The sequence below is a fragment of the Luteibacter aegosomaticola genome, from assembly GCF_023078475.1.
In the GTDB taxonomy this organism is placed as follows: Bacteria; Pseudomonadota; Gammaproteobacteria; order Xanthomonadales; family Rhodanobacteraceae; genus Luteibacter; species Luteibacter aegosomaticola.
This window is the reverse complement of record NZ_CP095741.1, coordinates 1367700-1388733: the sequence shown is the minus strand read 5'-3', so window position 1 is coordinate 1388733 and position 21034 is coordinate 1367700. Positions and strand designations below refer to the sequence as shown.

The following is a 21034-nucleotide window of genomic DNA, read 5'->3' as shown; positions in this document are numbered from 1 at the left end:
CGTTTACTGCACGGACGACGCTGGCGCAGGTGCCGCATCCGCCGCCGGCGGATGGGTGCGGGCGGCCTGCAGGCGGAACAGGATCGACTGCACCATGTCGCCGATGAGGCTGCGCTGCAGCTCTTCGGTCTGCGATGCGGTACCGATCGCATTGGTCGCGTCGTAGCTGAATTCACGCGACATATCGACGGACTGCGGCGCCACGAGCAGCGTGCCATCCGGTGCCTTCGCGTTGAAATCGACGTGGTAGCGCACCGCGTATTCCGTCACGCGTGCCGTGCCGCTGACGGTAAGCGAATCCGTACGGAACGAGTTACTGGTGATCGCCAGTTCGGCAATACCCGCGCCAGGCTTATCCACCACGGTGGCGTTCGAGTTCTCGAGCGCACGGGAGAGCTCGCGTTCAAGACGGCCACCCCCAACCACGGTGAGGTGGATCTTTTCCATGCCCGCAGGCAGCGCTGCCGACTGGCGCAGGTGGAAGCCGCAAGCACCCAGCAACGAGGTGGCGGCAACGACCAGGGCGACACGGAGAACGTTCGGGCTCATGGTTATCCTGCGACGATGTTGACGATCTTACCGGGCACGACAATCACCTTGCGCACGGTCAGGCCTTCCAGCTGGGCGGCCACCGCAGGCAGTGCACGGGCCTGGGCTTCGGCTTCTTCCTTCGAGGCGCTGGCCGGCAGCTCGATGGTAGCGCGAAGCTTACCGTTTACCTGCACCGCGTAGGTCAGCGAATCGCGGACCAGGGCCGCCGGGTCCACGGCCGGCCAGCCAGCGTCTTCCACCAGCGCCTCGCCATGGCCCAGCGCCTGCCACAGGGCATGCGACACGTGCGGGGTGAACGGGTTGATCAGCTGCACCACGGCCGTGAAGGCCTCCTGGCGCAGGGCCACCCCTTCCTCGCTGGCGTCATCGAACTTGTTGAGCGCGTTGAGCAGTTCCATCAGCGCCGCGATAGCCGTGTTGAACGACTGGCGGCGACCGATATCGTCGGTGACCTTCTGGATGGTCTCGTGCAGCTGGCGGCGCAGCGTCTTGCGCGCGCCCTCGCCCGCCGGGTTCCCACCCTGCCCCTTGCCGCCTTCGGCATGGGTGGTGACATCGCGCCACAGGCGGCGCAGGAAACGCGCCATGCCTTCCACACCCGCCTCGTTCCACTCCAGCGACTGGTCGGGCGGCGCGGCGAACATGGAGAACAGGCGGACGGTGTCGGCGCCGTACTTGCCGATCATCGCCTGCGGATCCACGCCGTTGTTCTTCGACTTGGCCATCTTCTCGATGCCGCCGATTTCCACCGGCTGGCCATCGGCGCGCAACGTGGCACCCGTGATGCGTGCACGCTCATCGCGCTGCACATCCACATCGGCCGGATTGAACCAGGTAAACGAACCGTCGCTTTCCTTCCGGAAGTACGTTTCGGCGATGACCATGCCCTGGCACAGCAGGTTGGTCGCAGGCTCATCGCTGCTCACCAGGCCTTCGTCGCGCATGAGCTTGTGATAGAAGCGGAAATACAGCAGATGCAGGATCGCGTGCTCGATACCACCGATGTACTGGTCCACCGGCGTCCAGTACTTCGCACGCTCATCCACCTGCGCCTTCGCGCCAGGGCTGGTGTAGCGGGCGTAGTACCAGCTCGATTCCATGAAGGTATCGAACGTATCCGTTTCGCGCTCAGCCGGGCCGCCGCAGTTCGGGCAGGTGGTCTTGCGCCATTCCGGATCGGCCTTGATCGGGCTCTGCACGCCGGAGAACTCGACATCTTCGGGCAGCACGACCGGCAACTGGTCTTCCGGCACCGGTACGGCATCGCACTGCGGGCAGTAGATGACCGGGATGGGGCAACCCCAATAACGCTGGCGGCTGACGCCCCAGTCGCGGATACGCCAGTTCACCCGGCGCTCGCCGCGACCGGCGGCCTCGAGCTTCGCCGCGATGGCGTCGAACGCCGCGTCGAAATCCAGGCCATCGAATTCACCCGAGTTCACGAGGTAACCGTGCTCGGTGTACGCACCCGCTTCCTGGATGCCGGTCTCGAACGACTTCACGGTTTCCACGGCCGCGGAGGTCGTATAGGCATCGGTGCTACCGCCCTCCAGCGCGTGCTGGGTAGCGTCCGTGCCATCGCCCTTGGCGAGGTCGCGCTTGATCTCGGCCAGCGCATCGACCACGCCCTGGTCGACCACCACCATCTTGATCGGCAGCGAATACTTCTGGGCAAACTCCCAGTCACGCTCGTCGTGGCCGGGCACGGCCATGACAGCGCCAGTGCCGTAACCCATCAGCACGAAGTTGGCGACCCATACAGGTACCTTTTCACCGGTGATCGGGTGGATGGCATCGACGCCGGTGTAATAGCCGCGCTTTTCCTGGGTTTCCAGCTCAGCCTCGGACACGCCGCCGGCCTTGCAGCTTTCGATGAATTCAGCGAGGCCCGGGTTGCCGACGGCAGCCTGGGTGGCGATCGGGTGCTCCGCGGCAACGGCCACGTAGGACACGCCCAGCAAGGTGTCGGGGCGCGTGGTGAAGACCTTCAGCGGCTCGGCCTGGCCTTCGACGTCGAAGGTGATTTCCAGGCCCTGCGAGCGGCCCAGCCAGTTGCGCTGCATGGTCTTCACTGCGTCCGGCCAGCCCGGCAGGGTGTCCAGGCCGTCGAGCAGTTCCTGCGCGTAGGCAGTGATCTTGAGGAACCACTGCGGGATTTCGCGCTTCTCGACGATGGCGCCCGAGCGCCAGCCGCGACCGTCGATGACCTGCTCGTTGGCGAGCACGGTCTGGTCGACCGGGTCCCAGTTGACGACGCTGTTCTTGCGATAGACCAGGCCCTTTTTCATGAGCCGGGTGAACATCTGCTGCTCCCACTGGTAGTACTCGGGGCGGCAGGTGGTGACTTCGCGGGTCCAGTCGTAGGCAAAGCCCATGCGCTTGAGCTGTTCGCGCATGTGCTCGATATTTTTGTAGGTCCACTTGGCCGGCGCGGTCTTGTTCTTGATCGCGGCGTTTTCGGCGGGCAGGCCGAAGGCGTCCCAGCCCATGGGCTGGAGGACGTTCTTGCCCTGTTGGCGCTGGAAACGGCTGATGACGTCGCCGATGGTGTAGTTCCGGACGTGGCCCATGTGGAGGGCGCCGGAGGGGTACGGGAGCATCGATAGGCAGTAGTACTTGGGCTTGCCGGTGTCTTCGGTGACTTCGAAGGCACGGGTGTCGCTCCAGTAGCGCTGGGCGGCGGTTTCTACGGCGTCGGGGGCGTATCCGCCCTGCTCGCGCGTGGCCTGGTCGTTGCTGTCCTGCATGGTGTCTGGTACCGGATGGGTGCTCGGGTGGCCGCCGTTGGAAATCGCGGCGCTCAATCGCGGGAGACTATCCCACGGGGGTATGGCGGGCAACCTCGCTGGCTGTGGCGCTTTGATTTTGCTGGGTTTCGAGACGGCTCGCCTTCGGCTTCGCGTTGCTCGGCTTCGCCATCGCGTTTGCGCTCGGACGTCTCCGGAAAGAGCCCTTGGCGCCCACCCTCGCTGCTCAGACAAGTCTCCAACGTTCGAAAGGGATGCCCCTCCGGGGCCATGTACTTATTGCCCTACGGGCGCGAACCGGCGTGCGGACGGGGGTTTGAAACTCGCCTTCCTGGCTCGGTTTCAAACGAGCGGCCATCCGTGGCCGCTCCCGCCTGCGGCGGCTGTTCCCGTCCGCCCGCCTCGTCTCCGACAACTCGCCTCGAGGGTGGGCGCCAAGGCCTCTCGGACACACTGAGGCAGATCGGTGGGAAAACCACCGCCTGCAACACGACTGACTTGGCGACGTCTCGCATCTCACAAACGGCCGAAACACCCGGCCGTAGGAGCCCACCCTGTGGGCGACATCTTTCGCCTCAACGCTCAGGCCCTCTCGTACGGCACGATCGATTAAGGGCCAGACGCCGCAAGATCCGCAGTCTGCCGCGAACGGCGTCGCCCACAGGGTGGGCTCCTACGGGAACGTCGCGGGCACGTCGGTGGGTTTGCACCTCGGGCGACAAGGCCGGCCGCCACAACCGCGTTGCCGGCTCTCCCATCACGCGCCCTCAGTGCCTCTGAGAGCCCTCGGCGCCCACCCTCGAGGCGAGTTTCGCAGGCGAGGGCGACGGGCGGGAACAGCCGCCACAGGCGGGAGCGGCCATGGAGGGCCGCTCGTTTGAAACCGAGCCAGGATGGCGAGTTTCAAACCCCCGCCCGGCGACCGGTTCGCGGCCGTAGGCCAAATAAGTACATGGCCCCGGAGGGGCATCCCTTTCGAACGACGAGGACCTGTCTGAGCAGCGAGGGTGGGCGCCGAGGGCTCTTTCCGGAGACGTCCGAGCGCTAACGCGATGGCCAACGGCCGAGCCCCGCGAAGCCGAAGGCGAGCCTGTTCGTCAGTGGCAGGCAGCCGCCTGGCCGTTGGCGACCGAACGGCTCGCTACAGCAATCTGGTCAGCAAGCTGGCCCAGAGCGCGCTGATGCGCATCCACCAGAGAGTCATAGCTGCCACCCGCCGGCTCGACCACGCGCGACGCACAGTTCGCTGACTGCGACTCCGTGCGCACCGACCACGCCGCCTCCAGCGTCGCATTGCCATTCAGCTCCGAATCGAAGCGGCGCACATCCACCTGCACCCGCACCACGTTCGCATCCTTCGCCCGCGGCAAACCGTGGATATCGTGCGTGCCCAGGCGGCTCGACAGATCCGCCGCCAGCGCCGAACGAATCTCATCACCCAGCGGCGACGCCCAGCGCTCGCCATCCAGCACGCTCATCGACGAACTACCCGAACGCAACACCATCGACGGCTGATCCACCTGCGGCGGCACGCCCACCGCCTGCACATCGATCGCAAACGGCGCCATGGTCGCCGACGGCGCTGCGGCCGGCGGCACCAGGGTATGGAAATGCACCGGCGCCGAAGAGCACGCGGCAAGCGATGCCACGCACAGGGCCGAAGCGGCGTAGCGGGAAAACTTCATCATGGCTGACCTTCCTTGCCCTGCTTCGGGGACGACGGCGCGGTGGCCGGGGGCGGTGCATCGGCGCCGCGGCCGCGCAACAGTGCCTCCGGGTGACGGCCCAGGTAATCGGTAAATGCCCGCACCGAACGCACGGTGCGCTGCAATTCTTCCAGCGTATTCGCGATGTTCTGCTGCAGCGGCGAGTTCTCGCTCAGCGCATCGTTGGCCGTGCCCACGGTGCGATTCACGCCCTGCAAGGTCTTCTTCGCCTCAGGCATCAGTTCGGTGTTCACCTGGTGCAAGGTGCCATGCAGCTCATGCAGGCTGCCATCGAGGTTCTTGCCGATCGAATCGAACGGGATCTTCGAGATCTTGTCGACGATGCCCGAGAGCTGCTCCTGCAGGTGATCGAAATCGCCCGGCACCGTCGGAACCTCAAGCGGCTTGCCGTTCGGGTTGAACTCGACCTTTGCTGCCTTCGGATCCACATCCATGGCGATGTAAAGCTGGCCGGTCAGCAGGTTGCCCGTGCGCGCCTGCGCACGCAGGCCGTGATCGACCAGACCCTTCATGATGCGCGGGAACAGGGTTTCCGGATCGCCACCGAGCACCTGGGCGAGCTTGTCATGCGCCTTGCCCAGGCGCTGCGGGTACACCAGCACGCCGACCACCACCGGGAAGCTGTGCTTCTCCGGGTCGTAATCGAGGTTCACCGAAACGACCTTGCCCACCTTCACGCCGAGCAGTTCCACCGGGGCATCCACGTTCAGCCCACGCAGGGAATGCTCGAAACGCATGCGCATATAGCGCGGGTTGCCATCGGGCGGTGCCAGCGCCGTGGCCTGGTCGCCGAACAACGTGTACGAGCTCATTTCCGGCGCGGGCGACTCATCGTGCGGGCCCAGCGGATCGGAGAAGGCAACGCCGCCGGCAACCACCGTCGCCAGGGACTGGGTATTGAGCTTGAGGCCATCGGCGCCCAGGGAGACATCGACGCCGCTGGCATTCCAGAAGCGCGAGTCCTTGGTGACGAAGCGATCATTCGGGCCATCGACAAACAGCTGCAGGGACACGCCCTTGCCATCCTTGTCGAGCTCGTACGAGACGATGCGGCCCACCTGGATGCGCCGGAAATACACCGGCGAGCCGATATCCAGCGAGCCAAGGTCGCCGGTATGCAGCTCGAAGCGGCGGCCCGGCGCACCGTGGGTCACGGCCGGCGGCGTTTCCAGACCGGTGAAATCGCTCTGGTCCTCCTCGGACGTGCCGGTATCCGCGCCGATGAAGGCACCCGAAAGCAGCGTATCGAAACCGGAAACGCCACCCGCACCGATGCGCGGACGCACCACCCAGTAGCGGGTGCCCTTGGTCGCGAACTCCGAAGCGTTCTTCTCCAGGTCGATCACCACGCGGACGTGGGTACGGTCCTTGGAAAGGCGCATGCTGGTGACCTTGCCGATCACCACGTTCTTGTATTTGACCTGGGTCTTGCCGATCTCGATGCCTTCGCCAGTCTGGAAGGTCACCTCGATCTGCGGGCCCGCCGAGATGTAGTGATTGACCAGCAGCGAGATACCGACCAGCGCGGCGATGATCGGCACCAACCAGATGAGCGAGACGCCCATCTTCGAACGGCGCACCTCCGGCTGCGGCAGGTCGTCGCCTTCCGGCGTGTTTCCTTGTTGGGTGTCGCTCATCGCGCTTTCCTTTTGTCCCAGATCAGGCGGGGATCGAAGCTCATCGCCGCCAGCATCGTCAGCACCACGACGATGCCGAAATAAATCACGCCCGGTAGCGGCTCAACGCGCGAGAGCACCTTGAAGTGCACCAGCGCGGAAAGAATCGCCACCACGAACACATCGAGCATGGACCAGTAACCCACCAGCTCCACGAAGCGGTACAGCTTGGCGCGTTGCCGCGGCCCGTAATCGCTGGCCCGCTGCACCGACGTCAGCAGGAACCCCATGATGCAGAACTTCAGCACGGGCACCACGATAGAAGCCGTGAAGACGATGATGGCCAGGTCGGGCGACCCGTTGCGCCATAGCTCGAACACACCACTGAGGATCGTATTGTCGTCCTTCGATAGCAGGCTCTGCGTCCGCATGATCGGAAACAGGTTGGCCGGCACGTAGAAGATCGCCGCCGAGATAAGGAACGCCCAGGCGCGGGTGATGCTGCCGGCCTTCCGCGGGTGTAGCGGGTTATGGCAGCGCGGGCAACGCGCGTGCGGATCCTCGGTGTACGCGGTGATCAGGCGGCACACGTGGCAGCCCATCATGCCCAGGTCCTGGGCGCGTGGCAGGTCGGTCACCGGCGCACCTCCTTCGTCACGTCCCACAGGTTCCGCGGGTCGTGGCTGGCGAACACGGTGATCAGTATGGTGAGGAAACCAAATGCCCATACGCCGGTACCCGGAATCACATCGAAATACGTATGTGCCTTCACCACCGCCACCAGGACACCCAGCATGAACACCTCGATCATGCTCCACGGCTTGATCCGCACCAGGGTGGACATGGCCAGGCCGAAACCCGGCGCACGCACGCCGTGCCGCGCGTACATCAGCACCCAGCCGAACAGGACGATCTGCACCAGCGGGAAGAAGAACAGCGTGAGTGCGGTCAGGGCCGCCACGATCTGGGCACCATCGTTCCACATGGCGATGGCCGCGCCCCACAGGGTGGTATCGGCCATCATCCCGGAGAAGCCCAGGGTGACGATGGGTGAGACGTTGGCGATGACGAAGACGATGAACGCCGCCACGATCAGGGCGAACTGCGCATCGATGCCCAGCCACTGATGGCGCTCGAGCACGGCCCCGCAGTTCACGCACTGCGCGACTTCGCCACGGGCAAGGTGGCGCCGCCGGTAAACGGTGTCACAGTGCTCGCAGATGATGAGGTCAGGGGCTTTTTGCATGCACGCCGGCGGTGGAGGCCGGTATGGCCCTTGGCGATATGATCGCAAATCCGGGTAAACGGCGCATGACGAAACATTGCGCCTGCGCCGAAATGGCCACCCGGGCTTGATATGCTGCCGAACTTCCCCGATTTAGGGGGCATCTTCTTCTATCCCCAGGAGCTCCCGTGACCAGCGCCCAGACCCCCAGTGCCCATGTCTTCGACGCCACCACGGCCGGGTTCGAGCAGGATGTCATCCAGGCTTCGCTGCAGACCCCCATCCTGGTCGACCTGTGGGCGGAATGGTGCGGCCCGTGCAAAACCCTGGGTCCCCTGCTGGAAAAGCTGGCCGTCGAGTACAACGGCGCGTTCCGCCTGGCCAAGATCGACGTGGAAGCCGAGCAGCAGCTGGCCGCCATGTTTGGGGTCCGCAGCATCCCCACCGTCATCCTGATCAAGGATGGCCAGATGGCGGATGGTTTCGCCGGTGCCCTGCCGGAAGGCCAGTTGCGCGAGTTCCTCACCCGCAACGGCATCGAGCCCGGCGACGGCTCGGCGAACGACGCCGAGGTGATCGAAGCCGAGCCGGAAAGCCCCGAGGAGGCCATCAACCGCCTCCAGCAGGCGATCGCTGCCGCCCCGGACCATGCCGAACTGAAGCTCGACCTTGCACTGGCCCTGCTCCGTGCCGGCCAGGTCGAACCGGCCCAGGCCGAGCTGGACGCGCTGCCGGCCAACCTGGCCACCGACAGCCGCGCCGTGCGCCTGCGCAACCAGCTCGACCTTGCCCGCGCCCTCGCTGGCGCACCGTCGCTCGCCGAGCTGCGCCAGCGCGTGGCTGCCAACGGCGACGATTGGGAAGCCCGTGACCTGCTCGGCGTGCGCCTGCTCATCGAAGGCGATGCCGCGGCCGGCCTCGACCAGTTCCTTGATGTGCTGAAGCGCCAGCGCGACTGGAACGACGGCCAGGCGAAGAAGCGCCTGCTTGCCGCCTTCGCCACGCTGGACGATGCCGAAGTGGTCGGTACGTACCGCCGGAAGATGGCTTCACTGGTCTTCTGACCGCGCGGGGACGGCGTGGCAACGCGCCGCCCCGCCGTGATCCATCGTAGTTTTACCGGCCTTCGTTGCGCGTAGTTTCGATACCGACGCGCTGCGAAGGCACGCATGCTGGGGGCCTGCTCACGACGATGGGCCACCCGGTTGAAGACCTTCGCAACCGCCGTCCTGGCGCTCGCCCTCAGCGCGGGAGCCGCTGCGGATGGTGCGCAGGCCCCATCGTACGATTGGCGTACCCACTGGCCGACACACTACGTGTTCGCGGATGGCACCGACGTCGGCCTTTCGCTGAAGTACCAGTACGACCTGGATCGCTTCAGCAACGACCAGGGTGCCTACGAGGACGCCCAGACGAATCGTCGCAAGGAGTTCGGCTTCGTTATCCGGAAGCCAGGCGTCTACGACGCCACCGCCGTGTTCGATGTCCAGGCAAAGACCTGGCTGGACGTGTACTTCCGCCTGCAGAGCAAGGCCGTGCTGGGCGCCGACGCTGGCGCCGTGCGGATCGGCTTCATGAAAACGCCGGTGGGCTTCGAAGGAAACACCAGCACCGGCACCACCTCGTTCCTCGAGCCATCGCTGCCCATGCAGGCGATCTACGCGAACCGTCGCATCGGCGTGGACTGGGCACTCACGCGCAAGGCCTGGCTGATCCAGTTGGGTTACTACCACGGCGGCAACCTGCAGGGCGATCTCGATGGCCGCATGGTGGCCGCACGCGTTGCGTGGACACCGCTGAACTCGCCGCGAGAGGTCCTGCACCTGGGCGGTTCGATCTCGCGGGAAGAACCCCGGGGCACCTGGGATGGCCGCGGCCAGTACACCCCACCCTCCGCGCGCCTGAGCGCCCTGCCCGAAGCCAGTCTGGCCGACCAGAGACTGGTCGATTCGGGCCTGCTTGTACCGGCACGTCACATCGACCGGCGTGGGTTGGAAGGCCTGTGGATCCATGGCCCGTGGTCAGTGCAAGGTGAATACCTGGACGCTAAGGTGAAGCTGCGCGACGCGCTCGCTTACAAGGCGCGAGGCTGGTACACCTTCGGCAGTTGGGTGCTGACGGGCGAATCACGCACCTATCGCAGCGGTAACGTTTCCGACGTGCAGCCAGCGGGCCCGTGGGGAGCGATGGAAGTCCTTGTCCGCTACAGCACACTGAATCTCGACGACGGCCCGACGCAAGGTGGCAACGAACACGACTGGACGCTCGGTGCCAACTGGTACATCACCCCGTACGTGAAGCTGCAGGCAAACCATGTGCGTGCCTTTAGCGATCATGGCGACCGCCGCATCGATCCGCATATCTTCGAAATGCGCGTGCAGGTCATGTTCTGACAACGTAGTTTTACCAGCCAGCACCGCGGGCCCTTTCGGTTACCGCGCGCACGGCAAGGCGGCAAGCTGAAGGCCCCGTCACGTAGGGGCTCCTACCATGCCCAGGCCTCCTCGCCCTGCCGCCGCGCTCTCACTCCTCATTCCCTGCGTTTGCCAGCTCGCCCATGCACAGTCGGCAGACGACATGAACAAGGCGAATAACCCGCTTGCCCCGACCATCGGCCTGAACCTGCAGGATCAATACGTCGGCAGCTACTACGGCCTCGACGACGCCGATTCCAATGCGTTCCTGTTGCGCGGCACGCTGCCACACAAAGCGTTCGGCCTGCCGCAGATCTTTCGCTACACCTTGCCCGTGGTGACGTCGCCAAACATCGCGCCCAACGGCCGCACGACCAACATCGGCGACCTCAATGTCTTCGACGTCGCCGTGTTCAAGGCCGGCGGCGTGGAGATCGGCATCGGCCCGCAACTCACCGTACCGAGCGCAGGGAGCGATCGCACGGGTACGGGCAAGTGGCAAGCCGGTGTGGCCACGCTCGTCATCTCGCCCAAACCCTGGGGGCTCGTCGGCGGACTCGTGACCTGGCAACGGTCGTTCGCCGGTTCAGGGCAGCGCAGTACGCAGAACAACCTGCAGGCACAGCCACTCGTCATCTACAACCTTCCGCGTGGCTGGTACCTGCGCACGACGGCCACATGGACGTGGGATCTCGAGGCGGGCACGCACTACATCCCCATTGGCGTAGGCACCGGCAAGGTGTGGCGTGGCCATGGCGGCGTCACCTACAACCTGTTCGCCGAGCCGCAGTTCACCGTGGCGCGGCACGGCGACGGCGTGCCGCAATTCCAGGTGTTCCTCGGCCTGAACATGCAGTTCCCCATGTAGGTAGTTTTGCGGAAAGCCGGTACGCACATCTGCGCTTCCGGGCATGCGGCCACGCGCCGGATGCTGCGTGTGACATTCACCGTGGAGACGCCTCGTGGACACTCGCCGGACCGGAGCCTGGCTCCGTCACGTCGCCGCATGGTTGCTCGCCCTCGCCGCCACATCGCTCGCGGCGCAAGGCGCAGCCCCTGCGGGAAAGACCTTTACGAAAGAACAGGTCGACCAATACATGGCACCCATCGCGCTGTATCCCGATGCGTTGCTTTCGCAGATCCTGATGGCTGCAACCTACCCTGCCGATGTCGCGGACGCAGCCGCCTGGTCGAAGCAGAATCCCAAGGCGACGGGAGATGCCGCCGTGAAGCAGGTGTCCTCGAAACCCTGGGATCCCAGCGTGCAGTCGCTCGTGGCCTTCCCGCAGGTACTCGCGCAGATGGGCGCGCATCCGGATTGGGTCCGCAACATCGGCGATGCCTTCCTCGCACAGCCCGACGATGTCATGGCTTCCGCGCAACGCCTGCGCGCGCAGGCACAGAAAGCGGGCAACCTGAAATCGAACGCGCAGCAGAAGGTGGTGGTGCAAGAAACCGCCCCACAGACTACGGTGATCCAGATCGAACCAGCGGACCCGCAGGTCGTGTATGTGCCGGCCTACAACCCCACGGTGGTCTACGGCACGTGGGCGTACCCCGCTTACCCACCGCCGGCGTGGCCGCCACCGCCAGGCTACCAGTACCCCGTCGCCACAGGCCTGGCCGCCGGCCTGGCCTTCGGCACCGGCGTGGCGATCGCCAACTCGCTCTGGGGTGGCTTCGACTGGGGCCATAACGACGTCAACATCAACGTCAACCGCTACAACAACATCAACGTCAATAACCACATCAGCGGCAACGGCAACGTCAACTGGAACCACAACCCGGCGAACCGCCGCGGCACGCCGTATCGCGATCCAGCGACGCAGGCGCGTTTTAACCAGGGCATAGGCGGAGCGCAGCAACGCCAGGCGTTCCGCGGCCAGGATCCCGCGCGCGAAGCGAGTCGTCAGCAGGCGCTACAAAGCTTCAACCGCTCCACCGGTGGTGGCGCTTCACCTGCGCTGCAACGTGGTAGTGCGGGTAACGCGAATACGCCAGGCAACCGCGCAAACGCCGGCAACTTCGCGAACCGGACGGAGCAGCGTCCAGGCGCGAATGCCAGCGGTGCGCAGCGCCCCGGTGCCAACGGCGGTGGCGTGCAACGCCAGCCCCTGGGCAACGGCAATGAAGCGCGCGCGAATGCCTTCTCCGGCGTGCGCTCGCCAGGTGACGCCGGTGCCGCGCGCCAGCGAGGCGAATCCAGCCTGCAGCAGCGGGGCGGCGGCAACCGCCCGAACGTGGGCGCCGCCCATCCCGTCAACCGCCCGGTGCCCATGCATGCTGGCGGATTCCACCGCCGCTAGGAGCTTGCGATGAATGTCCCGACCGCCAAGCGCGTTGCGCGCACGCTCCTTGCCGCCTGCCTCATGGCCAGCTTCGCCGCATGGCCAGCCGCAGCCACCTACCCCACCCCGGATGCGGCGGCGGATGCCCTCGTCGCCGCGTTGAAAGCCCATGACGATACGGCCATCGGCAAGGTCCTCGGCAGCGACTGGCGCACCTATATCCCCACTGAAGGCGTCCAACGCGAAGACGTCGATGCGTTTGTCGACGACTACGCTGGCAACCACCGCATCGTGACCGATGGTAGCGGCACCCACCTCACCGTGGGCCGCGCGGGCTGGCAACTACCCATTCCCCTGGCGAAAGACGCCACGGGCTGGCACTTCGACGTGGCAGCGGGCCACGATGAAATCATCGCGCGCCAGATCGGCCACAACGAAATGGACGTGGTGCAGGTGCTGCTGGCCTATTACGACGCGCAGCGCGAATACGCCGCCAGCACGCACGACAAGGACAGCGTGCCGCATTACGCGTCGAAGCTGCGCAGCACGCCGGGCCAGCACGACGGCCTCTACTGGGCGCCGGAAGAAGGCCAGCCGGAAAGCCCGCTCGGGCCGCGCCTCGCCGCGGAGAAAGTCCACGGCGATACGTACTTTGGCTACCACTACCGGATCCTCACCGCACAAGGCGCCTCGGCACCCGGGGGCGCCTACGACTACGTCGCCGGCGGCGTCATGGCCAATGGCTTCGCCCTCATCGCTTGGCCCGCACGCTACGGCGAAAGCGGCGTCATGACCTTCGAGATCAGCCACGACGGCCAGGTCTTCCAAAAAGATCTCGGCAAGGACACCTCCACCGCCATCACGCATATCGAGCGTTTCGACCCGGACTCGAGCTGGACCGAGGTACCGGTTTCCCCCTGAAGCCCACGGAGTACCCGACATGAACCTGCGTCCACTCGCCCTGCCCCTGCTCGTCGCCGCCCTTTGCGCCCCGACGGCAAGCCGCGCCGCTGATGCCTTCGACTGCACGATGCGTTTTGATCTCTCCTCGTGGGCCGTGCTGTACAAACATTCCGCCGGGCACGGCACGATCACCTGCACCGATGGTTCCACCCTGAAGGTGAAGCTCACCGCCAACGGTGGTGGCCTGGCCCTTAGCAAATCCGCGATCAAGGATGGCAAGGCCGATTTCTCCGGCCTTGCCCGCATCGAGGACACGCTCGGCACCTACGCCTCGGCCGACGCCGACACAGGCATCGTGAAACACGGTGATGCCCAGGTCCTCACCAAGGGCCCGGTCAGCATGACCCTCGCCGGCGCGGGCAAGGGCATGGGCCTTGGCGTCACCGTCGGCGGCTTCACGATCGCCCGTGAACCGTAAGGGCGGTTACACCATGCACCCCCGGCCACTCGACTACTCCTTCGAAATCACCACGATCCGCCACGTGGGCGATAACGATGCCACGTGCTTCACAGCGGATGCCGTGGTGCGTGATGCCGCTGGCAACGAAGTGGCCCGCGTGGCCGGTAAGCGCATGCACAGCTATGTGGAAGCCGCCGAGGACGACGCTGTCGCCGCGGCACGCAAAGCGATCCGTGGCCTGCGCAACGGTGATCCGCCCGGCCGCACGTAAATGGTCCCATGAAAAACGGCGCCCTGCGGCGCCGTTTTCTTTCGCACGACAGATGCCTCAATCGCTACGCGTCGATTCACTTAGCATCTTCAACGCCTCGTCGATCGTGAAGCTGTTCGGGTGCTGCACCGGCGGGAACTCCTTGAAGGTAGATGCCCACTTATCCATGATGCGCCACGCGCCAAAAATGATGAATGCGTGGTAGCAGAACCACTCCCAGTATGAGTTCGACGTGGTCTCCGCAAACTCGTACGGGTCGGTCCGCAGGTTGTAGAGCTTAGGCAGGCGCAGGCGCGTGAACGGCTCGCCCCATACCGCCATCGTCCCTTTGCAGCGCTGCTCCATGAACGAGATCTTCCAGTTGTCGAAGCGCAGGCCCAATACGTCGCAATCATCGCTCAGGTAAACGAAGATCTTGCGCGGGCTGACGGCCTCGGCGTCCGTAAGATGCTTGAGCAGGCTGCCGCCGTCGATATGGTTGTGGTAAGTCCGGCCAATCGCTTGATAGCCTTTCTTCAACTGCTCGACGGCATCGCCGGCGCCCGCCATGTCGGCGAAGGTCGGCAGCCAGTCGTGGTGCTGCACGATATCGTTCGAGACACGGCCTGCCTTGATATGGCCAGGCCAGCGCACCACCATCGGCACGCGGAAGGCGCCTTCCCAGTTCGTGTTTTTCTCGCTGCGGAACGGTGTCGTACCGGCGTCGGGCCAGCTGTTCCGGTGCGGGCCGTTGTCGGTGGAATACATGACGAACGTGTTGTCGGCAATCCCGAGCTTGTCCAGGTAATCGAGCACCTCGCCAACGTTCCTGTCGTGATCCACCATGGTGTCGTGGTAAGGCGACTGCCACCGCCCTGCCTGCCCCTGGCTCTCCGGCTTGGGATGAGTGAACAGATGCATATGGGTGAAGTTCAACCAGATGAAGAACGGCGTGTCGTCATCCACCTGGCGCTTGATGAAATCCTTGGTCGCGGCGACGAACTCGTCATCGCAGGTCTCCATGCGCTTCTTGTTCAACGGACCGGTGTCCTTGATCTTCTGCTTGCCCACCCGGCCGAAGCGCGGGTCTTCGGTCGCGTCGTCCTTGTCGGTCGCCCAGCTGTGCAACACGCCACGGGGACGCACTGCCTTCACGAAGGTGGGAAAGTCCTTCTCCGGCCAGTAGTCGTCCATTTCGGGCTCTTCCTCGGCATTCAGGTGGTAGAGGTTGCCAAAGAATTCATCGAAACCGTGGTTGGTCGGCAGATGCTCGTTGCGATCGCCCAAATGGTTTTTTCCGAACTGACCGGTCGCATAGCCCTGGTTCTTCAGCACGGCCGCGATGGTGATGATCTTGTCGGACATGCCCACGGGCGCGGCGGGCACACCGACTTTCGACAGGCCGGTACGGTAGACGCTCTGGCCGGTGATGAACGAGGAACGTCCCGCCGTGCACGACTGCTCGCCGTATGAATCGGTGAACAGCATGCCTTCGTTGGCGAGACGGTCGATGTTGGGCGTCTGGTAGCCCATCAACCCACGCGTATAGCAACTGAGGTTGGAGATACCGATATCGTCGCCCCAGATCACCAGGATGTTGGGCCGCTTACCGGCCTTCCCGGTCTTGCCTGAGGCAGGTTCTTTTGCCTTTTTCTGCGTAGCCATGCTGTCTCCTGCAACGTGCCGGGCGCGTCAGGGCGTCGGTGGACGCGCGTTCACCGAGGGATCGAACACGGTGTTCCAGTCGCCGCGGATGCTGGCGATATGGAAGTGGTAGCGAACGGCTGCAGCCAGCGATTCGCCGCCCTTCTCCGCATAGGCGAATTCGCGGGCCGCGTCATCGTGGTTCACAAGCAGGGCGAACGCGGGGCCACCGCGGTCCATGGCGTACCGCATCATCGAGACGTCGCCCACGCCGCCGACGTTGCCGCCAACGAACGCCGGACGCCTGCCGATGGCGCGGTAGATGGCTGGCGGCTTGCCTTCGCGATCCACCACCTGATCGACCTTGCCCGTATACACCAGCACCACACGGCCCTCGCGTTCCTGCACGCGTGTCGCCAGGGCGCTGCCGATCACGCGATCCGGCGGTATGCCGAAGGCGTCGCGCGCGATCCCGCGGGTATAGGCGATGGGTGAGCCGCTGCAGATCCATGTCTCGAAGCCATTCGCCTCGAGATAACGCAGCAGCTCCAGCATGGGGCGGTACGCAAGCCGTGGGTAGGGTGTGCCCCAGCGTGCATTCACGGCCGCGTGCGCCTCACGCGCCATGCCATCAGCCACCTCGTCCGTCGTGCGTCCATCGATGGCCGCGGCCGTCACCTGGGCCAGCCCGGCTTGCCCAAGCGCGACGAGTGCCGGGATATCGCCCTTGAGGAAGGCGGCCACGCCCGGCTCGTTCGCGAGGGCGGGCCGCTTCGCAACGGCGCCCTTCACATCCGCAGCGAGAGGCAGTACCGCGCCTGGCAGGGGCTTCTCGGGCATCAACGTGCCATCCATGTCAAATACTGCGACGCGGTCCACCGGTGCGATGTACCCCGCGTCACCTTCCGACGCCGCCCCGGCGACAAACGCCACGATCGCCGTCTTCGTCGCGCCGTCGTTCCACGACGGCAAGGGGTCGGACGATGGATCGACATGCGCCCGGCCCGCATTGACAAGCATGACCAGCGCAACAAAAGTCGCGATGGTATGTCGTGGTTCCCATCGATACGTAAGCACGGCCCGATCCTTCAGCGACGGCGCAGGAGATGATCTTGTGCATGCACGGTCGCGAGCCCAAGCGTAGTCCCGCGCACGCGGCCATAGGTAAATCTACGACTCGCACTCGCCTAGGTAGATCTACCCAGCCTGCACGCGGGCAATTGCGCTTTGCACCCTCGCCATGGATGGTCACGATGACGGCTGGTCCACGACCCGTGCCCTCCCTATGCGACATGCCGCGATTTGCCTGCTGTTGGGTTGTGCAGCCGCGCTGGCTACGGGTGCCGCGTCGGCGGACGATACGCCGCCACCCGAAAAAAAAGAGAGCTTCTGGCAACTCATCCACGACCCGGATGACCATGCCATCGACATGTCACGCTGGCTCCTGCAACACAAGGGCGCGCTCATCGTCCCGATCATCATCACTGAACCCGCCGTCGGTAACGGCGGCGGCGCGTCCGCCGTGTTCTTCCAGCCGGCGAAACAATCGCAGGCGTCGAAGGACAGTGGCGAGCACATACCACCAAACATCTATGGCTTCGGCGCTGCGAAGACGCAGAACGGTACCTACGGCGCCGTCGCAGCCGGTGAGTTCCACTTCCGCGACGATCAGTGGCGGTACAAGGGTGCTGTCGGCAAGGCGTCGGCCAACCTCGATTTCTATACCAAGGGCCTGTTCCTCGGGCCGCGCAAGATTGGCTATAACCTCGACGGCTGGTTCTCCTTCCAGCAGGTGTCCCGGCGGCTGGGCTCGCTCCCGCTGTACATCGGGGCGCGCTGGATCTACATCGACCTCGACAGCAGCCTCAACGTCGAAGGCAACCACCAGTTCTTCAAGCCGCGCGATTTCGCCAGCCGGGCCTCCGGCCTCGGCCCGGTCATCGAATGGGATACGCGGGACAACACACTGACGCCCTCGCGCGGCGTGCTGGCCACCGCGGAAAGCACCTTCTACGCCCCGGGCCTGGGTAGCGACAACACCTTCCAGTCCTATCGCGCGCATGTCCTGGGCTACATACCCATGGGCCCGCGCTTCGTCCTCGGCCTGCGTGCGGACTACCGCACCGCGCCGGGCAGTACGCCGTTCTACCAGCTGCCGTCGATCGACCTGCGTGGCATCTCCTATGGTCGTTACCAGGACCGCTCGGTCGGCATGGTGGAAGCCGAGCTGCGCTGGAACATGACGCGCCGCTGGGCGGCTCTCGCGTTCGGCGGCGCCGGACGTGCCTGGGGCCGGCGCAACAGCTTTGACGACGCCAGCACCGAAACCACGAAGGGCGTGGGCTTTCGCTATCTCATCGCCAGCGCCCTCGGCTTGTATGCCGGCGTCGACTGGGCATGGGCGCGCGACGACCACGCCTGGTACCTGCAGGTCGGCAGCGCGTGGCGTTGAACCCGGAGGATCCCATGGCTCACGATAAGACCCGCTACGACTACGTGCCCGCCGCGCTCGAAGGCGAGCACCCGGACCTTTCCGTCGAACTCTCCGCACGCCGCACCGGCATGTCGTTCCAGCGCACGCGAATGAGCACCGACCGTACACTGATGTCGATCATGCGCACGTCGATATCCCTGATCAGCTTCGGCTTCACCATCGCCCAGTTCTTCGAACGCCTCCGCAGTGCGAAGATGCTTCCCGAGACCAGCGCGGCGCCCAGACAACTGGGCCTCGCGATGGTGGGCCTTGGTGTCGTCATGCTGCTGCTCGGCATCGTTTACCACGTGCACTACATGCGTACGCTTCGTGACGAACGCGCCGAGATGACCCATGCCGGACTGATCCATGGCGAAACACCTTATCCGCTCTCGCTTACCTTGCTGGTGTCGCTGATCCTGCTGGCGATTGGCATCCTTGCTATCGTCAGCCTCGTGAGCAATGCGGGGCAAAGCGGCTAACGGAGTATCCCGTCGGCTTTAAGCTTCGGGATCAGCGTTTTCGCCAGCTCATCCGTTGCTTTGGGGATATCGCTATTAGCCACGCCACGCGTCGTCACCGTCCACACAAGGCGGTCGCTGCGCGCGTCCCATACGCTGGTCTCCAATGTCACCAGCGTGGTCTGGGTCACCTCAGGCGCAGCCGCCCACGCCCCGCCATACCACCCGTAGAAACCACCGGCATACGGTCCGGGCGATACGTTGATGCGATCTTCCACGCGTTGCACACGGGTCGCCAGCACTGCCTCGCTACCCGTTGACTTCACCAGGTCACCGAGCCTGGCCGAACCGTCTTCGCCAGGTGGGATGCTGCTGTAGCTTGGCGTCGCGCGAATGCCCGCGGCACCGAGTTCGCGCGAGAAGGCATCCTCGAACAAGCGGCGCATGGTGTCGCTGCGTGCGACGCCGACCACCAGCACTGACGACGCCGGCTGGCCGTGCCAGGTGGGGTCTTTCCACTGGTTGGTCACGCTAATCGTGGAGCAGGCGGCCAGCAAGGCCATGCCGGTGAGCGCGAAGGTGAGGCGTTTCATCAAGTCTGCTCCTGCGGCAAGGAAAGGTCAGGGCCGGTTGCCGTGATCGCGGATAAGGCCCATGCGAATGGCGTCACGTACGAGGGCGACGCCGCTATGAACGTGGAACAGGTCGAGCAGTGCCTGGCGGTGGCTCTCCACCGTGCGCACGGAGATACCAAGCTCGACGGCGATCTCCGTGGCCCGCAGCCCCCGCGCCATGCGCTCGAGCACCTCCCGCTGACGGCGGGTAAGCCGGTGCACCGGCGGTGGTGCGTTGACGAGGGCGGCCATCAGGCCCGGACTCAGGTAGCGCCGCCCCTCCACCACATCCTGCAACGCGTCCAGCAGTTCGCCGCGCGGCGATTGCTTCAACACATAAGCCCACGCACCCGCTTGCATGGCGTCCTGAACCACCAGCGGCTCGTCATGCCCGGAGAGCACGATGAAGCGGATATCATCGCGCCGGCCCGCAAGGCGGCGAAGCGGATCCAGGCCCGGCATGTCGGGCAGATCGATATCACCGACCACGATCACGCCGGGCGCCACGCGCTCAAACAGCGCCGCCGCCGAATGCACCAGTGCCGTCGAACGCACGCACGGCCCCAGCAGCGCGGCCACGCCTTCGGCCACGACGCGGTGGTGGTCGGCCACCACCACGTCGATCGGCAGCACCGCATCGCCCGGCACACGCATGGGCGGTTACAGCGCGAACGATACGTTGAGCACGAGGGGCTCGCCCTTGAGTCGGTTCGTCACGTCGAACTCCTTGACCCAGCGCAGGGTGAAATCAATGCTGCTGTCCTTGCTGAAGGACTTCTTGAAATCGACAGCGGGACCCACGCCGAACGCATGGCCCTTGAAGCCGCCAAGACGATCAGCCGTAGGACCCTTGTCGTCGGAGAGCTGCTGGACCCAACCTGCCACTGCGCCAAATCCCCAGCCACTGGCCGTCCGCTTCATCGCGAGCAGATCGATATGCGCGACGGGTGCGTTCTTGTAGTCGGTGGCATTGTTCTTCGTGTAGAAGTCCACGCCAGCCAGCGCGCTGAACTCGAACGAGCCACGATCAAACAGATGCGTGTAGCCCACGGCCGGCGTGAACGTCCAGTTGTTGAGTCCAAGATTCGCCAGGCGGCCCTTGTCGTAGCGCGCCGTCGGCGCATATACATAGACACCCATCGACCAGTGCTCCACCTCGCTGACGTGGTAGCTGGCGATGACCGGCGCGAAGTACAGATCGAACAACCCCGAAGCCTTGTCACTCAACTCGCCGCTGCGCTGTCCGATCGTGACCGCCGCGCTCACGTCAGGGCGGATATACGGCACGGTGATCATGCTGGCGAAGTTCCAGCGGCCCTTGCCAGTATCCCAGATGTAGGCAAACGTGCCGGCGAAGAGGTCTACGTTGGCACGTACGTCGAGCGCGGCAAGGCCACCGATCGGTACTTCGCGCTGCCCGCCGATCGAGCCGGAATAATTGATGAAACTCACCGATACGTGAAGCCCGGGGTCCGGCGGAATGATCGCCGCGTACGGCGTCACCTGGGCCCCGGTGATCGTACGGCCCATCGCTCCCTCGGTCGCCATGCCGGTGGCGGGAAGACTGGCAGCTAGCAAGGCGAACGCGATGCGACGGTTCATGCTGGCATCCGCTATCGTGGTGGGCCCTGCCTAGAGTGCTTGTACGGCGGCCTGCGCT

The 21034-nt window shown here is 64.9% G+C and carries 20 protein-coding genes; 9 read left to right on the top strand and 11 right to left on the bottom strand.

Annotated elements, in window-relative coordinates; genetic code table 11:
• Positions 1-3: 3 nt before the first annotated feature.
• The 6 genes from L2Y96_RS06175 to L2Y96_RS06150 form a co-directional block, all read right to left on the bottom strand.
• Positions 4-549, bottom strand: coding sequence for an LPS-assembly lipoprotein LptE (locus L2Y96_RS06175; protein WP_247334004.1), 546 nt, complete (start codon positions 547-549; stop codon positions 4-6).
• 2 nt (positions 550-551) lie between these two features.
• Positions 552-3299 carry a leucine--tRNA ligase gene (leuS, locus tag L2Y96_RS06170; RefSeq protein WP_247336931.1) on the bottom strand — a complete coding sequence of 916 codons (2748 nt, stop codon included), beginning with the start codon at positions 3297-3299 and terminating at the stop codon, positions 552-554.
• A gap of 1097 nt (positions 3300-4396) precedes the next feature.
• Positions 4397-4987 carry a PqiC family protein gene (locus tag L2Y96_RS06165; protein WP_247334002.1) on the bottom strand — a complete coding sequence of 197 codons (591 nt, stop codon included), beginning with the start codon at positions 4985-4987 and terminating at the stop codon, positions 4397-4399.
• Positions 4984-6663, bottom strand: coding sequence for a PqiB family protein (locus tag L2Y96_RS06160; RefSeq protein ID WP_247334000.1), 1680 nt, complete (start codon positions 6661-6663; stop codon positions 4984-4986). Before L2Y96_RS06160 ends, L2Y96_RS06165 begins: the two co-directional genes overlap by 4 nt.
• Positions 6660-7280: a paraquat-inducible protein A gene (locus tag L2Y96_RS06155; protein WP_247333998.1), complete on the bottom strand. Its 621-nt coding sequence runs from the start codon at positions 7278-7280 to the stop codon at positions 6660-6662. Before L2Y96_RS06155 ends, L2Y96_RS06160 begins: the two co-directional genes overlap by 4 nt.
• The gene (locus L2Y96_RS06150; protein ID WP_247333997.1) at positions 7277-7888 is read right to left on the bottom strand and encodes a paraquat-inducible protein A; all 612 of its coding nucleotides are present in this window, start codon (positions 7886-7888) and stop codon (positions 7277-7279) included. Before L2Y96_RS06150 ends, L2Y96_RS06155 begins: the two co-directional genes overlap by 4 nt.
• 167 nt (positions 7889-8055) lie before the next feature.
• Here L2Y96_RS06150 and trxA point away from each other — a divergent pair, with 167 nt between their 5' ends.
• From trxA to L2Y96_RS06115, 7 genes are all read left to right on the top strand, one after another.
• The gene (gene trxA, locus L2Y96_RS06145; protein ID WP_247333995.1) at positions 8056-8931 is read left to right on the top strand and encodes a thioredoxin; all 876 of its coding nucleotides are present in this window, start codon (positions 8056-8058) and stop codon (positions 8929-8931) included.
• A 141-nt stretch (positions 8932-9072) separates the two neighbouring features.
• Positions 9073-10260, top strand: a complete 1188-nt coding sequence (locus L2Y96_RS06140) for an OprO/OprP family phosphate-selective porin (protein ID WP_247333985.1) — start codon at positions 9073-9075, stop codon at positions 10258-10260.
• Between the two features lie 97 nt (positions 10261-10357).
• Positions 10358-11149 carry a hypothetical protein gene (locus L2Y96_RS06135; protein WP_247333983.1) on the top strand — a complete coding sequence of 264 codons (792 nt, stop codon included), beginning with the start codon at positions 10358-10360 and terminating at the stop codon, positions 11147-11149.
• A gap of 94 nt (positions 11150-11243) precedes the next feature.
• A complete protein-coding gene (locus tag L2Y96_RS06130; protein ID WP_247333982.1) occupies positions 11244-12587 on the top strand; it encodes a DUF3300 domain-containing protein in 1344 nt (447 codons plus the stop codon).
• 9 nt (positions 12588-12596) lie between these two features.
• Entirely contained in the window at positions 12597-13490 is an 894-nt protein-coding gene (locus L2Y96_RS06125) for a DUF2950 domain-containing protein (RefSeq protein WP_247333980.1), read from the top strand.
• A gap of 19 nt (positions 13491-13509) precedes the next feature.
• Positions 13510-13950, top strand: a complete 441-nt coding sequence (locus tag L2Y96_RS06120; RefSeq protein WP_247333972.1) for a hypothetical protein — start codon at positions 13510-13512, stop codon at positions 13948-13950.
• Entirely contained in the window at positions 13940-14203 is a 264-nt protein-coding gene (locus L2Y96_RS06115; protein ID WP_247333970.1) for a hypothetical protein, read from the top strand. The genes L2Y96_RS06120 and L2Y96_RS06115 overlap by 11 nt, the downstream gene beginning before the upstream one ends.
• Positions 14204-14260: 57 nt before the next feature.
• On the opposite strand, the gene L2Y96_RS06110 is transcribed toward L2Y96_RS06115, so the two are convergent.
• Both L2Y96_RS06110 and L2Y96_RS06105 read right to left on the bottom strand, forming a co-directional pair.
• On the bottom strand, positions 14261-15847 hold the full coding sequence (locus tag L2Y96_RS06110) for an arylsulfatase (protein ID WP_247333968.1): 1587 nt from the start codon (positions 15845-15847) through the stop codon (positions 14261-14263).
• Positions 15848-15874: 27 nt separating this feature from the next.
• A complete protein-coding gene (locus tag L2Y96_RS06105; protein ID WP_247333957.1) occupies positions 15875-16903 on the bottom strand; it encodes an HAD family hydrolase in 1029 nt (342 codons plus the stop codon).
• 163 nt (positions 16904-17066) lie between these two features.
• On the opposite strand from L2Y96_RS06105, the gene L2Y96_RS06100 reads away from it, so the two are divergent.
• A complete protein-coding gene (locus L2Y96_RS06100) occupies positions 17067-18278 on the top strand; it encodes a BamA/TamA family outer membrane protein (RefSeq protein WP_247333955.1) in 1212 nt (403 codons plus the stop codon).
• 14 nt (positions 18279-18292) lie between these two features.
• Complete coding sequence (locus L2Y96_RS06095; protein ID WP_247333954.1) at positions 18293-18781, top strand: YidH family protein; 489 nt, start codon at positions 18293-18295, stop codon at positions 18779-18781.
• Here L2Y96_RS06095 and L2Y96_RS06090 read toward each other — a convergent pair.
• Genes L2Y96_RS06090 through L2Y96_RS06080 form a run of 3 tightly spaced genes read right to left on the bottom strand, consistent with a single transcriptional unit; the run spans position 18778 to position 20976 of the window.
• On the bottom strand, positions 18778-19353 hold the full coding sequence (locus L2Y96_RS06090; RefSeq protein ID WP_247333952.1) for a DUF4136 domain-containing protein: 576 nt from the start codon (positions 19351-19353) through the stop codon (positions 18778-18780). The genes L2Y96_RS06095 and L2Y96_RS06090 overlap by 4 nt on opposite strands.
• Positions 19354-19380: 27 nt before the next feature.
• Positions 19381-20028 (bottom strand): response regulator, encoded by a 648-nt coding sequence (locus L2Y96_RS06085; protein WP_247333950.1) that lies wholly within the window; start codon positions 20026-20028, stop codon positions 19381-19383.
• Positions 20029-20034: 6 nt separating this feature from the next.
• Complete coding sequence (locus tag L2Y96_RS06080) at positions 20035-20976, bottom strand: SphA family protein (RefSeq protein ID WP_247333948.1); 942 nt, start codon at positions 20974-20976, stop codon at positions 20035-20037.
• Positions 20977-21034 lie beyond the last annotated feature (58 nt).